We start from the raw sequence: 16138 nt of genomic DNA, 5'->3' as shown, positions 1-16138 counted from the left end.
GTCACGGAATCCGGCATCGGGTCAGGAAAGTCCATAACGCGCACGAGTACGAGCCACAACCTCGTCGGCGTCAATGTCTCCATTGATATAGCGATCGGCGTCCGCCTGGGTCTCCGCGCTGACCGAGAGACCGTCCATCTCGCCGCTGTGAGCACTTTCAGCTACGTGGGCAGCCCGAATCGACCGGCAATCGTTCGCGGTTGATTGCATCGCTCGATCGGCCTCCCTAGCATTCCGCGCGATACCCACCATTCTACCGGGAGCAGTGGTGAATCAGCCGCAGAGCATTTACTGCGTGCCCGCCTTAACCACAACCAGCATGGTCAAACAAGCCCGTGGTGGGCGGCGAATGGATCCCAGTCGGGATCGGTGTGGATGTCGAGTTCGATCTCGTTCGCGGCGGTCGCGGCCGCCTCGGCGCCGTGGAGATGGGCGATGAGCGCGGCGGTCATGTCCATGCCGGCGGCCACACCCGATGAGGTCCACCGGTCCCGGTCCTCGACCCAACGCGCCTGCGGCACCCAGGTGACGTCCTCACCGTGTTCGGCCGCCCAGGTGAACGCCTTCTTATTCGACGTCGCCCGGTACCCGTCGAGCAGACCCGCGGCCGCGAGGACCGCCGAACCGGTGCACACCGAGGTGATGAACTCGGCACCGGCCGACCAGTCCACGAAGCCGTCGAGGAAACCTCGGTCGTCGACCAAGTTCCGGGTGCCCATTCCGCCGGGGACCATGACGATGTCCGGGGTGTTCGCGGTGTCGAAGGGCTCGGTGACGATGACCTCGATGCCCTGGGCGCTGCGCACACGTCCCGGCTGCGCCGCGACATAGGTCAGGGCGAAGGCATCGGGGAGCCGGCTGAAGAGTTCGACAGGACCGAAGACGTCGAGCACCTCGAAGCCGTCGAAGAGCACCACTGCAACATTGCGAGTCCGTGAATCCATGGACTCATTGTCTCAGCTGCAGTGTCAGTCATCCGGCGTCAGTCCTCCGGCATCAGTCCTGGGACCGAAGATTCCGTCCGTACATCGAATGGGTGAAGTGCTCGGCGACCCCCTCGATGCCAGGGCTCAGGGACGGCCCCTCCCCCTCGGCGATGACGAACGTCATCGTGAGGTTCGCATCATGGGTGATCGAGAGGTGGATGTTCTGGCCGCCGATGCGTTTGAAATGCTCGAGGACGAGCCCACGCAGACGGAAACTGGGCGCACCGGAGCGGGCGGGGACCACCTCGGCGGACTGCCAGGGCAGCCACCCGGGGAAGCCGATCGCCTTCTTCAGTGCCTCCTTCGCGGAGAACCGGGCCGCCAAGGACGCATCGGTACGGCGTTTTCCGTTGCGTTTGAGCTGCTCGCCGGGGGTGAGCAGCCGGTCGAGGAGTTCGGGCACGCGTTCGATGTGCTCGGCGAAACGCGGCACATCGGCGATGTCAGTGCCGATCCCTAGAATCGCCATACTCGCTCCTCCTCAGACTCCTCGGCAGCGACAATCATCGGTCCACGGTGCCGGACCGGACCATATCCCGTCCAGCACCGAGGCGGGTCACTCGACCGTGACCGACTTCGCGAGGTTGCGCGGCTGGTCGACGTCGAGGCCCTTGGCCGTGGCGAGTTCCATCGCGAAGATCTGCAGCGGAACGGTCGTCAGCAGCGGAGCCATAAGCGTCGTCGTCTCGGGGACGGCGATGACTTCGGAGGCGAACTGGTCGACCTCTTCGTCCCCCTCCTCGGCGATGACGACGGTGTTCGCACCCCTGGCGCGGACCTCCTGGATGTTCGAGATGACCTTCGCGTGCAGCGAATCGCGGCCGCGCTTCGAGGGTACGACGATGATGACGAGCTGACCGTCGTCGATGAGCGCGATCGGTCCGTGCTTGAGCTCACCGGCGGCGAAGCCCTCGGCGTGGATGTAGGCGAGCTCCTTGAGCTTGAGCGCCCCCTCCATCGCCACCGGGTAGCCGACGTGACGGCCGAGGAACAGCACCGAGCCGACGTCCTTGTTCCGGTCGGCCAGGGCGAGGACCTGCGCCTTCGTCTCATCGAGGATGCGCTGGACCTTCGCCGGGATCGTCTGCAGTTCGCCCAGGATCGTGGCGATCTCGTCGCGGAACTTGTTCCCCCGCAGCTGGGCGAGGTAGAGGCCGAGGAGGTAGCAGGCGACGACCTGGGACAGGAACGCCTTCGTCGAGGCGACTGCGATCTCCGGGCCGGCGTGGGTGTAGAGCGCAGCGTCGGATTCGCGCGGAATCGTCGAACCGAAGGTGTTGCAGATAGCGATGACCTTCGCGCCCTGCTGACGCGCGTGGCGGACGGCCATGATCGTGTCCATGGTCTCCCCCGACTGGGAGATCGCGACGACGAGGGTCTTCTCCGTCACCACCGGATCCCGGTAGCGGAATTCGTGGGCGAGCTCCACCTCGGTGGGGATGCGGCACCAGTGCTCGATCGCGTACTTCGCGACCTGCCCGGCGTACGCGGCGGTGCCGCAGGCGATGACGACGATCTTGTCGACGGTCTTGAGCACGTTCTCGTCGATGTGCATCTCATCGAGGGTCAGGTGCCCCTCGGTGTCGAGGCGGCCGAGCAGCGTATCGGCCACGGCCTGCGGCTGATCGTGGATCTCCTTGTCCATGAAGGACGCGAAGCCGCCCTTCTCCGCGGCGGCAGTGTCCCAATCGACCTCGAACTGCTCACCTTCGACGAGGTTGCCCTCGATATCCGTGATCGTGACCGTCTCCGGGGTGATCGTCACGACCTCGTCCTGACCGATCTCCACGGCCGTGCGGGTGTAGTCGATGAACGCGGCGACGTCTGAGCCGAGGAAGTTCTCTCCCTCGCCGAGGCCGATGACCAGCGGCGAGTTCCGGCGGGCGGCCACGACCTGGCCGGGCAGGTCGGCGTGGACGGCCAGCAGGGTGAACGCACCCTCGAGTTGGCCCGCGGTCGCACGCATCGCGGCTGTGAGGTCACCGGTGGCGCGGTAGTTCTTGGCCAGCTGGGCGGCGGCCACCTCGGTGTCGGTCTCGGAGAGGAATTCGACGCCCTCGGCGACGAGGTCCTTCTTCAGGTGGGCGAAGTTCTCGATGATGCCGTTGTGGATGAGCGCGAGCTTGCCGCCGTCGGCCAAATGCGGGTGGGCGTTGAGGTCGGTGGGTCCACCGTGGGTGGCCCAGCGGGTGTGGCCGATGCCGGTCTGCGCGGCCGGCAGAGGATGGGCGTCGATCTCCTCGGTCAGGGCAGAGAACTTGCCTGCCTTCTTCGCCGAGGCGAGCTGCCCCTCGGGCGTCACGAGCGCGACACCGGCGGAGTCGTAGCCGCGGTACTCGAGCCTCTTCAGGCCGCCGAGCACGACATCGAGCGCCGTGTGATCGGCGTTGTCAACGGGGGCCTGGGATACATAGCCAACGATTCCACACATGAGGGAGATTTTACGCACTCCCGGCGAATCTCGCTCATTCCGGCGAGTCACGATCCGGTCAACGTGACGAACCGCACGCGGAGGCGGTCACGGGCACCGATGACCACCTCGGTGATGAGGGTCGACCGCCGCCTCAGCGAGGGTTGGTACGGGGCCCGACAGTAACCTCGGCGATGGGGCGGGTACGGCGCCGGGTCGGACCTCGGTGACGGGGCGAACATGACGCATGACACAATGGTCGAATGAGCCATGTCGACCCTCAGTTGGACCGTGCGCGCCGCCTCGCTGGTCTGAACACCGGACGCCGCCTCGAGTCCGAATCGGTGTCCCCGTTCTGGGAGTTCGACCGGGATGTGTGGGGCACGCTCGCCCAGGCCACTCCCCTGCCGCTGAAGCAGCGTGACATCGAGAGGCTGCGCGGCCTCGGCGATCGGATCAACCTCGACGAGGTGGCCCAGGTGTACCTGCCGCTGTCGCGGCTGCTCAACCTCTACGTCTCCGCCCGGCGGGCCAAACACGACATGACCAGGGAGTTCTTCTCCCCGCTGCACGATCGGGGCTTGGAACCGCAGGAGGCCAAACGCACCCCGTTCGTCATCGGCGTCGCCGGATCCGTCGCCGTCGGCAAGTCGACGACGGCTCGTGTGCTGCGCGAACTGCTCGCGCGCTGGCCCGACACCCCGCGGGTCGAGCTCATCACCACCGACGGGTTCCTCTACCCCAACGCCGAGCTCGAACGACGCCGCCTCAACGGGCGCAAGGGATTCCCCGAATCCTACGACCGGCGCAAGCTGCTGCAGTTCATCGCCGCAGTCAAGGCCGGATCCCCCGAGGTCCGCGCGCCCGTGTACTCCCATCACACCTACGACATCGTCCCCGGCGCCGAGGTGGTAGTCCGGTCCCCTGACGTGCTCATCGTCGAGGGCCTCAACGTCCTCCAGCCCGCCCGCCCGCGCAGCGACGGCACGCTGGGCCTGTCGATCAGCGACTACTTCGACTTCTCCGTCTATGTCGACGCCCGCTCGAGGGACATCCGCGAGTGGTACGTCTCCCGCTTCCTCAAACTCAAGCACGGCGCCTTCCAGGACGAGGACTCCTACTTCCACCGGTATTCGAAGCTCGGCGACGACGAGGCGATCACCCTGGCCACGGAGATCTGGGACTCGATCAACTTCCCGAACCTGCGGGAGAACGTCCAACCCAGCCGTGGTCGCGCCGACCTCGTGCTCCACAAGTCCGCCGACCACACCATCCGGAAGGTGCAGCTGCGGAAGCTGTGAGGCGCGGTCGTGCTGGGTGGGCGTGCCGTGCGCGCGTGCTGTGACCGACTTCGCTTACGGGTGAGGAAATAGTTTCAGCTCGTACGCAGTTGCACTGTGTGCACTGTTCTATTCTTCGCCAGCGGGTCACCTGCCCGCGGCGGCGACCGGATACGGGCGATCCTCGTATCGCCACGGGCATTCCCGTTCATCACCGCCGGTGATCCCCGTCGGCCCCCGGTCGCATCGGCAGCAGAAAGGGGCCCGCCATGAGTATGCCCTCCCCTCACCGCGTCATGTACTCCTCGGTCAAGACCCAGAAGACCCCGCAGACGTCCATCCAGCCTGGCATCTACCGGCGAATCGCCGCATACGCCTCCCGGCACAAGCGCAAACTCATCGTCTTCCTCATCCTCTCCGTGCTCACTGCAGGAATCGGCGTGCTCAATCCGGTGCTCGCCGGCGACGTCGTCAACGCGATCACCGGCGGCGGTCCGGTGGCCACTGTGGTGTGGCTGGCCGTCGCGATCGGCGGACTCGCCATCGCGGACGCCGCCATCTCGATCACCAACCGCTATCTGTCCTCGCGCATCGGTGAGGGACTCATCTTCGATCTGCGCACGGCCGTATACGACCACGTCCAGGCGATGCCGATCGCCTTCTTCAACCGCACTCGCACCGGCGCCCTGGTCTCCAGGCTCAACACCGACGTCATCGGTGCCCAGCGGGCGTTTTCCAACACGCTGTCGGGCATCGTGTCCAACTTCGTCTCCTTGGCCCTGACGGTCGGTGTCATGGTCACGATCTCGTGGCAGGTGACCGTGATGTCGATCCTGCTGCTGCCGCTGTTCATCATCCCCACCCGCATGCTGTCGGGCAGACTCGCCTCCCTGCAGTTCGAAGCCGCGAACAACTCCGCGGACATGTCGACGCGGATGACCGAGCGGTTCTCCGCGGCCGGCGCCACGCTGATCAAGCTCTTCGGCAATCCCCGCAAGGAGAATGAGGAGTTCGCCGACCGCGCCGGACAGGTCCGCGACATCGGGGTGAAGGTCGCGATGCTGCAGTCGACGTTCGTGTCCTCACTGACGCTGGTCTCCGCCCTCGCTCTCGCCTTGGTCTACGGCGTCGGCGGTGCTCAAGCCGTGCTCGGCAACCTCAATGCCGGTCAGGTCGTCACCTTGGCGCTGCTGCTGACCCGGCTCTACACTCCGCTGACGATGCTCGCCAATGCTCGTCTGGACATCCAGAGCGCTGTCGTGTCATTCCAGCGCGTGTTCGAGATCCTCGATCTCGTGCCGTACTTCAAGGAACCCGAGAAGCCGCGTGCGCTGCCTGCCGGCGGTCTGGACGTGTCCTTCGATCATGTCGACTTCGCCTACCCGAGTGCCGAACAGGTCAGCCTGGCGAGCCTCGAGGACGTCTCCGTGCTCGACTCCCGCAGCGGCGACGAGGTCATCCATGACCTCAGTTTCACGATTCCGGCCGGACACACGGTCGCCCTCGTCGGCTCCTCCGGTGCCGGCAAGTCGACGATCGCATCCCTGCTGCCCCGCCTCTACGATGTCACCGGCGGCACGATCAGCATCGGCGGAGTCGATGTGCGGGATCTGTCGTTCGCCGATCTGCGCGAGGCTGTCGGCGTGGTCACCCAGGACGGTCACGTCTTCCATGAGTCGATCCGCGCGAACCTTCAGCTCGTCAATCCCGACGCCACCGAGGAGCAGATGTGGGATGCACTCACACGCGCGCAGCTGCGAGGCGTCATCGACGCGCTGCCCGATGGTCTCGACACGGTCGTCGGTGAGCGCGGGTACCGTCTCTCCGGCGGTGAGCGTCAGCGACTGACGATCGCCCGCATGCTGCTGGCGAGCCCGGAGATCGTCGTCCTCGACGAAGCCACCTCGGCGCTGGATTCGACGAACGAGGCCGCGATCCAGCAGGCCCTGGCCCAGGCGATGCACGGGCGTACGGCACTGGTCATCGCGCACCGGCTCTCCACGGTGCGGCAGGCCGATACGATCCTCGTCGTCGAGGCCGGTCGCATCGTCGAATCAGGTACGCATGAGGAACTGGTCGGCCGCGGCGGCCGATACGCCGAGCTCTACGCCACCCAGTTCGCCTCGAGCTGACGGGCCGGCGGCCCCTCCGGCCTCAGGTCACGCGAATCTCGAAAAGCGCGTCGCCAGTGACGATATTTTCGAGATTCGCGCGACCTGAGCGGAACTCGCTGCGGTGCGGCACCCTGAAAGGCACTGGTTTTCGCGCGATCGGCGTGTGTCCCCTTTGCACGTTCCCGCGCAGAGTTCGCCGACTACGCCGTCTGCGCACTGCGCCTCTTGACGCTCTCCTTGATTCGCAGGAAGAGGTCGCCGCTGAAAAGATCCTTCCAGGTGATCCTGAAGACCTGGTAGCCCAGATTGCGCAGCGAATACTCCCTGCGGCGTTCATGCTCGAACGCCCGCTTCGGATCGGCTCCGTCGAGGTAATACTTCCCTGCACCATCGAACTCAGCGATGACATGCGCCTTCCGATTGGCGAAGTCGGTCCGCGCGACGAAGTCGCCGTTCTCGTCACAGATCACCACCTGCGGCGAAAAGCCCGGTATTGAATATTCGACGAACCGAACCGCGGTGATCGATTCGGCCACAGATTCCCGCCGACCATCGACATTCGTGAGAACTGCGTCGATGCGTCGCTGGCGGGTTCTCACAAGGTTGCGAGCACAGTAGTCTGCGAATTCTCGCGCAGAGGTGAGATTCCGACGGATCGCCTCGTCCACGACGGCGACGGCGAATGCCAGAGGGCAGTCACGGGCAACGTCGCGCAACGTCCGAAGCAAGGTGGTGACCCTGCACCTGTCGACGACTTCGATGCTCCCCTCCAGAGGCCTCTTCCAGACGTGCACGAAGGAACGCTGCGCCCCGAACTCCGGGTGGGCGAATTCCACACGGGTTGGTGGGCCCTTCTCGGAGTACGGGATCGAGAGGCCGTGGACGATCAGAGCGCTTCGGTGAGAGAAGGCCGCTCCATCCGGCAGATCGTCGACATAGGATCGCACGAGGATGCGCAGATCTTCGTTCCGCTTCATTGCCCCTCCCGACTCCTGCGGCAAGGTGGTTCCAGGTGCCGACCCGACAGTCGAGATGACTCGATGCGCCGGATCGTCACAGACCGCCGTCACCACGTAGACACCGCGACGGACTCTCCTCAGGCAACAGCGCTCAGCCAACCGAAGCTGGTGGGAGCTCAATCCAGCGGCGCTGAGCTCTGCCGACGTCAGACACGCGAACATGCACCCACCATCGCGGTGCGGGACACCCGTGCGCAAGGGCGAGAGAATGGCCTGTGGAAAACTGCGTACTCAAACACACAGGCTCAGGTAACGCGAAACTCGAAAAAGTCGTCACTGGCGACGACTTTTTCGAGTTTCGCGTTACCTGAGGGCAGCGGAGCGCCACGGACGGTTACAGCGCCAGGTGCTCCTTGACCGAGGCGGCGAGGCGTTCGGCCTGTTCGGTGGCTGTGTCTTCGGTGGCGGCCTCGACCATCACGCGGATGAGCTGCTCCGTGCCCGAGGCGCGCAGCAGCACGCGTCCGGTGTCGGCGAGTTCGGCCTCGACGGCGGCGACTTCGGCGGCGACCTGCGGGTGATCGACATTGTTCTTGTCCACGCCCTTGACGTTGACAAGTGCCTGCGGCAGCTGCGGGATCTCCGCGGCGAGGTCGGCCAGAGTGCGCTTGGCATCGGCCATCCGCTTCATCAGGTGCAGAGCGGTCTGCACGCCGTCACCGGTGGTGCCGTGGTCGAGCATGAGCACGTGCCCGGACTGCTCCCCGCCGAGCGCATACCCGTCGGCGAGCATCCGCTCGAGCACGTACCGGTCGCCCACAGCGGTCTGGACGGTGTTGATGCCGTATTTGTCCATCGCCTGCTTGAGTCCCAAGTTCGACATCACAGTGGTGACGAGCGTATTGCCCCGCAGCTCACCGAGCTCCTTGAGCGCGATCGCAAGGATGCCCATCACCTGATCACCGTTGACGACGCGACCGAGCGCGTCCACGGCCAGACAGCGATCGGCGTCCCCGTCGAAGGCCACACCGAGGTCGGACTGCGTCTCGACGACGAGACGCTGCAGCGGACCGAGATGGGTGGAACCGACTCCGTCGTTGATGTTGAAGCCGTCGGGTTCGGCGGCTGAGACGATCACCTCGGCGCCGGCTTGACGCAACGCGGCGGGCCCGACGATCGATGCGGCGCCGTTGGCGCAGTCGACGACGACCTTGAGACCGGACAAGGGGCGCACACCCTCGGCATCGAGGCATGCCACGAGGTGCTCGGTGTATTCGTCGGCGGCGGCCGGGTAGCGGGAGATGCGTCCGACGTCCGCGCCGGTCGGCCGGTCCCAGTCCTCATCGAAGATCGCGAGGATATCGTCCTCGACCGCGTCGTCGAGCTTCTTCCCGCCGGCGGCGAAGAACTTGATGCCGTTATCGGGCATGGGGTTATGCGAGGCGGAGATGACGACGCCGAAGGCCGCACCGGTGTCCTTGACCACCTGCGCGATGCCGGGAGTCGGCAGCATTCCGGCATCGAGCACATCGACCCCGGTCGAGGCGATGCCCGCGCTCAGCGCGGCGGAGAGGAATTCGCCGGACACTCGGGTGTCACGTCCGACGACGGCGAAGGGGCGCTTCTCCCCGGCCCAGCCGCGGCTGAGCACGCGAGAACCTGCGACCGAGAGTTGGAGTGCGAGCTTGGCCGAGATATCGCGATTGGCCAGTCCGCGCACACCATCGGTGCCGAAGAGTCGAGACATGTGGGGATCCTTTCGTCAATGTCGGAGTCGATCTTAGTCGATTCCTTCGCCGAGGCGGCTGATCGCTGCCGAGGCCCCGGCAGTCAGCGCAGCGGTTGCGGCTTGGTAGGAGCTCGTTCAAGGCAGAGCGCACCACCGCACTACGTCACCGCGGCGGCACCGCCGCACCCGGGTATGAGAATGCGGCCCCGAACGAGGTTCGGGGCCGCATTCTTGAGTTCGTCGAACTGAACTGTCGATGACTGCGACTCAGTGGCAGACCAGCCGCAGCTTCTCGAACAGGTTGATCAGCGCTTCGAGAACTGAGGTGCCTTGCGGGCCTTCTTGAGTCCGGCCTTCTTGCGCTCGGGGACGCGAGCGTCGCGACGCAGGTAGCCGGCCTTCTTCAGCTCGGCGCGGTTGGACTCCGCGTCGATCTGGTTGAGCGAGCGAGCCACGCCCAGTCGGACGGCTCCGGCCTGGCCGGAAGGTCCGCCGCCGGAGATGCGCACGATGACGTCGAAACGTCCACCGAGGTCCAGCAGGGTGAAGGGCTCGTTGACGAGCTGCTGGTGCAGCTTGTTCGGGAAGTACTCTTCGAGAGTACGTCCGTTGATCGTCCACTCACCGGTGCCGGGAACGAGACGCACGCGAGCAATTGCCTGCTTGCGGCGGCCCACTCCGTTGCCGGGGGCGGTCAGGGACTGTCCGCGTCCGCCAGCGGTGCTTTCGCCCAGGCCGGCAGATGCGGGAGTCTCGGAAGTGTATTCGGTGATCTCTTCTTCGACAGTTTCTGTCGCGTTGGTGGTATCAGCCACGGTTCTCCTCGGGATGTCTAGAGCTCAGGCGCTTACTGCGCGACCTGGCTGAGTTCGTACGGCTGCGGATTCTGAGCGGCGTGCGGGTGCTCGGCACCTGCGTAGACCTTCAGCTTCTGCATCTGGGCACGTCCGAGACGATTCTTCGGGACCATACCGGCGACAGCCTTCTCGACTGCACGTTCGGGGTGGGTGGCGAGCAGCTCGGCGTAGTTGACGCTCTTGAGGCCACCGGGGTAACCGGAGTGGCGGTAAGCGCGCTTCTTCTCGAGCTTCGCACCGGTCAGCGCGACCTTGTCGGCGTTGATGATGATGACGAAGTCACCGGTGTCGACATTCGGAGCAAAGGTGGTCTTGTGCTTGCCGCGCAGGAGGCGTGCAACCTGCGAAGCAAGGCGACCGAGCACCTGGTCAGTGGCGTCAACGACGTGCCACTGGCGCTCGATGTCACCGGGCTTGGGTGTGTACGTACGCAAAAGTAGCCTTCTTTTCGTATCTTGTTCAGTGCAGCGCTCGATCCTCATCGAGTCGTGAGTCCGCTGGGTCTCAAGCGCTGGTTGTCTTCAATCGGGTGAACCTATCGACGCATTCCCCTCACCTACGGGCCTGCAACGCATGAGGCTATGTAAGGGAGTGCGACAAGCACACACAACGACAATCAAATATACACGGCCCCTCACCCGGGGAGCAAACGCCCAGAGCGGTCTCAGGACGGGCGGAAACCCAAGCCGATAGTATTGATCTGTGCCGACTCACTCCAGCCTGCTCCCACGACTTCCCGCATTCAGAATCCTGATGCTGGGCCTCCTGGTCGGGCTCGTGACGATGGGACTCGGACTCTCCCCGTCCACTGCGGATGCAGCGACGACGCAGTCGTCCTCGGAGCCCACGACCGCCTCGGCGCAGGAATCGCGCGCCGCTCAAGGATCGGACGGCGCGGCCGGGGCCACCTCGGCGAGCGCCTCGACGGACCCGGCGGGGAAGACGATCGTCTTCGGCATACCCGGCCTGACCATAAACGATATCGATGCTGAGCGCACACCGAACCTCTACCGCCTGCTCTCCGAGGGGGCCGCGGCCAACCTCAATGTGCGCACGATCGGCTCGGCCACCTGCCCGGCATCGGGATGGCTGTCCTTCGGCGCCGGGTCCCGCGCGCAGGCCGGCCCCACCCCCGACGCCGAGGCGGCCGACGAGTCCGATTCGGCCCGCTGCCCGGCAATGCTCGCCCCGACCACCGACGTCGACTCCGACTCGATCGATTCCGACGAGGGCGCCTCCGAACCGATCCCCGAGGGTGCGACCGGAGCTGATTCCGCGGCGGAGAGTGACGAAACTCATGCAGGGAAATCCGTAGCCGGGGCGAGCACAGCGAGAATCGACGACTTCGACTCCGTCAAAGAGCCGAACATCGGATCCGGCTACTCCGTCGACTACGGGATGCTCGCCCGTGCCGTGGCCGACCGCGGCAAGGTCGTGCCCGAAGGCACCGCCGCCGAAGCCGAGGACTCAATCCTCGAACCCTGCGTCGCCGCCGAAGGCCCGGGCGCCGCCTACGCCGCCGCCGACGAGGACGGCGTGGTGACCAACTATGCGGAGGACGCCAACGCCACAGACTGCCGGCTCGACGTCGTCGACCTCGGTGCGATCGGCATTCGGTCGTGGCTGTACGACCCGATCCCGAACTACTCCTACACCGTGCCGCCGAACGTCGACCGGCAGGACCGCGTCGCCGAGGCGGACCGCCGCCTCGGGGTCGGGCTCAAAGAGGTGCGTGAGAACGCGAAGGACGGGGCGGCCGATCCGACGGTCATCGTCGCCGGCCTCGGCGACAGTTCGGGGCTGCCGCAGCTGCGTGCCTTCATCGCCTCCGGCCCCGGCATCGAACCCTCGTCCCTGTCCTCACCGACGACCAGGACCCCCGGGCTGCTGCAGATCACGGACCTGGCCCCGGGCATCCTCGACCTTCTCGACGTGCCGTCCGACAGCGGGATCAGCTTCACCCAGACCCCGACCGATGACGATCCGCAGACCCGCATCGACGACCTCGTCGCGGATGCACAGAAGTCGACGTCGATCTATGCGCACCTGTCGACGTTCTCGATCACCCTCGACATCGTCTTCTACTGCCTCTTCATCGCCTGCGGACTGCTGCTGAGCCGGTCGATCCTCGGCCGCCGAGGCGGGGCCACCCTGGCACCGCTCGTCCACCGATCATTGGGCTGGGTCTCCCTCGGCATCGCGGCCCTGCCGACGGGGGCTTTCCTCGCCGGGCTCATCCCCTGGTCGCGGATGAGCCAGCCGGATCTCGGTCTGCTGCTGTCGGTACTCGGCACCGCCGCCGCACTCTTCGCGGTCTCTCTCCTCCCGCCGTGGGGACGGTCCTGGCGCGGCCGTGTCGGCGCCCTGTCCGCGGCGAATCTCATCATCCTCTCGGCCGACCTGGCGACCGGATCGCACCTGCAGGCGAACTCCCTGCTCGGCTACAACCCGATCGTCGGCGGCCGCTACTACGGCCTCGGCAACCAGGGGGCCGCGATCTTCATCGTCAGCCTCTTCGTCTTCCTCGGACTGCTCGTCTCCTGGCTGCGGGCTCGCGGCCATCGCAAGGCGGTCATCGTCGTTCCTCTCATCATCGGCCTCGCCGCCGTGTTCGTCTCCGGCAATCCCTCGTGGGGGGCGAAGTTCGGCGGGACGATCGCGATCCTCGCCGGTCTCATGGTGCTGCTGGCGCTGCTGTCGAAGATCCGCCTGTCCCTGCTGCGTCTGGGGCTCATCGGTCTGGCGTCGCTGGCGGTGCTCATCGGCATCGCGTTCCTCGACTGGCTGCGTCCGGCCGGTTCGCGGTCGCACTTCGGCACCTTCTTCGACCAGATCGTCACGGGTGAGGCGCTGCAGGTCATCGGACGCAAACTCGGCGCGAACCTCCACATCATCCAGATCAATCCGGCGCTGGCGATCGTCACCCCGCTCGCGGTCATCGCAGTCCTCTTCTTCCTCCGCTACCTCGTGGTCTTCCCCCGGTTCGCAGCGAATGGTTTCAGCGGCAGCGGGCATGGCGCCAGCGGGCAAGGCGGCAGTCGTGCCGGGCGACTGGCGAACAAGTGGCGGGGCAAGCTGCCGCAGGTCTTCGCCGACTCCGATCTCCACTTCGGGTTCCTCGCCGCGGTCACCGGCCTCGGCGTCGGTCTCGTGCTCACCGATTCCGGTGTCGCTGTGCCCTCGACCGGAGCGATGGTGCTCCTGCCCTTCCTGCTCGCACTCAGCGCCGACCACGCCGAGGACGCCGTCGCCGGGCCGCGCACCCGGCCGAGCTCGGGCGATGGCAGTACTTCCACCGACACCGACAGTGACGGTGACAGTGACACTGTCACCGGCGCCGAGGAGGTGCGCCGATGACCATGCGCGTTCCCTCAACAGCGGCTCGGGTTCTCCTCGGAGTGCTCGCCGTCGTCCTCGTCGTCCTCGGTCTCCCGCAGGCTGCGACCGCGGCCCAGGTCCACGCGTCGGATCGGCCATCATCGGCTGGCAGGGCCACCTCGGTGAGTGCCGGATCGGCCGCCGACGCTCAGGGCACGGACGAGGATTCGGGCAGGACCACCTCGGCGAAGGGACAAGGAGCCGTGTCGGTCAGCGTCTCCGGATTCAGGTTCGAGGACCTCGACCCGCGCACGACCCCGCACCTGTGGGTGATGATGAAGAACGCGCAGATCGGAACGATCACGCCCCGCAGCGTACGATCGACGAGCTGCCCGGTCGACGGTTGGCTCGGGCTTGGATCGGGCCGACGAGCCGCCGACGAACCCCGCGATCAGTGCCGCGAACCGGCCGCGCCGATGAACGGCTGGGTCGCCGATTGGGATGTGTATGCGCAGGTCGCGCGCGGTGACAACTACGATGCTGCACTCGGCTCCCTCGCCGAGGCGGTCCCCGATATCCGTTCCTTCGGCAACGGTGCTGCGATCGCCGCCGCCACCCCCACCGGGCATGTGAAGAACTGGTCGCCGGTGAGCTCTCAACTGGGATCGGACGTGGCGAAGTCGGCCGGGAATGGGGAGCTCACGCTTGTTGATCTCGGCAACACCGCCGCCGACGGGTATTCGCTCAAGAAGCTCGACGCTCAGGTCGGGGACGTCCTCGAGGCGACCGGGTGGATGGACGCCGACCGGCCGAATCGGATGGGTGAGGGGCGCACGCCGATCGTGTTCTCCTCGATCGCCGATGGTGCGCACAAGGGGTCGTCGATGCAGGCGACGATGATGCTGAGGCCCGGCCAGTCGGCGGGGCTGCTGACGTCGTCGTCGACGAGGCAGCCGGGGCTTGTGCAGGTGCCGGACCTCGCTCCGACCCTCGTTCAGCTCTCCGGGGCCGAGGAGATGGACAATGCCGCCGGCGCACCGATGACCGCCGGTTCGGACGGGACCGATTGGAAGGTCCGCTATCAGGCGGTGCTCGACCGTCAGGTGGCGGTGAAGACGCAGAATGACCTGTCGACATGGTTCTTCCCGGTCGTCGCCACGCTCATGCTCGGGCTGCTGGCTCTGGCGTGGTTCCTGCGGAAGAACGATCGCGAACTCATCCATTCCGGCACCTACCGCCTCGGCGTCGTGTTCGCGGCGATGCCGATCTCGACGTATCTGGTCAACACGGTGCCGTGGGAGCGGGCGACGAATCCGGACATCGCGATGCTCGGCGCCCTGGTCGGGTGGTCGCTGCTGCTGGGAGTCTTGGCTCTGCTCGGACCGTGGCGCCGTCACAAGTTCGGGCCGGTGCTCTTCGTCTCGGTCGTCACCGTCTGCGTGCTCGCCTATGACGTGATGACCGGTTCGCAGCTGCAGATGTCGACGCTGCTGGGTGAGCCGCTGCTCATCGCCTCCCGGTTCTACGGGATCGGCAACTCAGCTCTGGCGCTGTACTGCTGTGCGCTGCTGCTGGCCGTGGCCGGTTTCGCATCCCTGGTGACGAAGCCGCTGCACCGCGTCCTCATCGTCACGCTGCCTGTGGTCGTCTCCTGCGTCATCCTCGCTTCACCGGGTCTGGGTACGAAGTTCGGGTCGGTGCCGACGCTCATCGTCGGAGTGGCCTACCTGGTGCTGGCCGCGGCGAGTGTCCGCTTCTCCCTCAAGCGTCTGGGACTGACGGTCGGCATCGCAGGTTTCGTCATGCTCACGGTGCTGTTCCTCGACTGGCTGCGCCCAGCGGACCAGCGCACGCACTTCGGTCGGTTCTTCGATTCGATCATCAATGGTCAGGCGCTGGGCGTGCTCGCCCGCAAGATCGGGATGAACATCGACATCCTCACACAGTCGTGGATGACGTTGGTGCTGCCGCTGTTCATCATCGGCGTCTTCTGGCTCGCCCTCGATCCGCAGCGTTTCGGCTTGCGCGGACTCGACGACACGTACCGGCGGATTCCGCTGCTGCGCGCGGCAGTCATCAGCCTCGCGATCCTGCTCGGAGTTGGCACTGTCATCAATGACTCGGGCATTGTGGTGCCGGCCGTCGGCATCCTCTTCCTCGTCCCGATCCTCGCGCACCTCGAGACGTTCCGCGCCAGCCTGCCGCCAGTGCCCGACGGTGCTGGCGAGGCAACGTCTACACCCCACGACATTTCAGCGCAGTAGCCGCAGCGCCTACACCCGACGACACCTCAGCGCGGCAGCGACAGAACCTACCGAAACACCTGTGCGACAAGTCGCTCCGAGGAGGGTGTGCCGCTACCGGTGGTGGATGCCCGGCCGTGTGCTGGTGATTCGGCAGGCACCGGGTAGAGGACTGCGGGCAGGGGCCCGCGCGTACAGAACTGCGGGCAGGGGCCTGCGCGTACAGAACTGCGAGGCCGAAG

Annotated in this window: 12 protein-coding genes; 4 read left to right on the top strand and 8 right to left on the bottom strand. The window is 66.0% G+C overall.

What is annotated here, in order from left to right; all coding sequences use genetic code 11:
- Positions 1-21 precede the first annotated feature (21 nt).
- From HK401_RS02895 to glmS, 4 genes are all read right to left on the bottom strand, one after another.
- Positions 22-210, bottom strand: coding sequence for an antitoxin VbhA family protein (locus HK401_RS02895; protein ID WP_181273134.1), 189 nt, complete (start codon positions 208-210; stop codon positions 22-24).
- A gap of 113 nt (positions 211-323) precedes the next feature.
- On the bottom strand, positions 324-944 hold the full coding sequence (locus HK401_RS02890) for a DJ-1/PfpI family protein (protein WP_181273133.1): 621 nt from the start codon (positions 942-944) through the stop codon (positions 324-326).
- A gap of 52 nt (positions 945-996) precedes the next feature.
- On the bottom strand, positions 997-1455 hold the full coding sequence (locus tag HK401_RS02885; RefSeq protein WP_181273131.1) for a holo-ACP synthase: 459 nt from the start codon (positions 1453-1455) through the stop codon (positions 997-999).
- Between the two features lie 87 nt (positions 1456-1542).
- Positions 1543-3417 carry a glutamine--fructose-6-phosphate transaminase (isomerizing) gene (glmS, locus tag HK401_RS02880; RefSeq protein ID WP_181273130.1) on the bottom strand — a complete coding sequence of 625 codons (1875 nt, stop codon included), beginning with the start codon at positions 3415-3417 and terminating at the stop codon, positions 1543-1545.
- Positions 3418-3659: 242 nt separating this feature from the next.
- Here glmS and coaA point away from each other — a divergent pair, with 242 nt between their 5' ends.
- Both coaA and HK401_RS02870 read left to right on the top strand, forming a co-directional pair.
- The gene (gene coaA / locus HK401_RS02875; RefSeq protein ID WP_181273129.1) at positions 3660-4697 is read left to right on the top strand and encodes a type I pantothenate kinase; all 1038 of its coding nucleotides are present in this window, start codon (positions 3660-3662) and stop codon (positions 4695-4697) included.
- A 248-nt stretch (positions 4698-4945) separates the two neighbouring features.
- Entirely contained in the window at positions 4946-6808 is a 1863-nt protein-coding gene (locus HK401_RS02870) for an ABC transporter ATP-binding protein (RefSeq protein ID WP_181273128.1), read from the top strand.
- 182 nt (positions 6809-6990) lie between these two features.
- Here the strand turns inward: HK401_RS02870 and HK401_RS02865 are convergent, their stop codons facing one another.
- From HK401_RS02865 to rplM, 4 genes are all read right to left on the bottom strand, one after another.
- The gene (locus tag HK401_RS02865) at positions 6991-7626 is read right to left on the bottom strand and encodes a putative endonuclease domain-containing protein (protein ID WP_181273127.1); all 636 of its coding nucleotides are present in this window, start codon (positions 7624-7626) and stop codon (positions 6991-6993) included.
- A gap of 517 nt (positions 7627-8143) precedes the next feature.
- The gene (gene glmM / locus HK401_RS02860; RefSeq protein ID WP_181273126.1) at positions 8144-9496 is read right to left on the bottom strand and encodes a phosphoglucosamine mutase; all 1353 of its coding nucleotides are present in this window, start codon (positions 9494-9496) and stop codon (positions 8144-8146) included.
- A gap of 287 nt (positions 9497-9783) precedes the next feature.
- Entirely contained in the window at positions 9784-10293 is a 510-nt protein-coding gene (rpsI, locus tag HK401_RS02855) for a 30S ribosomal protein S9 (RefSeq protein ID WP_181273124.1), read from the bottom strand.
- A gap of 32 nt (positions 10294-10325) precedes the next feature.
- Positions 10326-10769: a 50S ribosomal protein L13 gene (rplM, locus tag HK401_RS02850; protein ID WP_181273122.1), complete on the bottom strand. Its 444-nt coding sequence runs from the start codon at positions 10767-10769 to the stop codon at positions 10326-10328.
- 319 nt (positions 10770-11088) lie between these two features.
- On the opposite strand from rplM, the gene HK401_RS02845 reads away from it, so the two are divergent.
- Positions 11089-13692, top strand: a complete 2604-nt coding sequence (locus tag HK401_RS02845; protein WP_181273121.1) for a hypothetical protein — start codon at positions 11089-11091, stop codon at positions 13690-13692.
- Entirely contained in the window at positions 13689-15917 is a 2229-nt protein-coding gene (locus HK401_RS02840; protein ID WP_258233924.1) for an alkaline phosphatase family protein, read from the top strand. The genes HK401_RS02845 and HK401_RS02840 overlap by 4 nt, the downstream gene beginning before the upstream one ends.
- Positions 15918-16138: the final 221 nt, after the last annotated feature.

The sequence above is a fragment of the Brevibacterium oceani genome (genome assembly GCF_013623835.1).
Lineage (GTDB): Bacteria > Actinomycetota > Actinomycetes > Actinomycetales > Brevibacteriaceae > Brevibacterium > Brevibacterium oceani.
The sequence above is the reverse complement of the archived record's forward strand: the minus strand, read 5'-3'. Positions and strand labels throughout refer to the sequence as shown.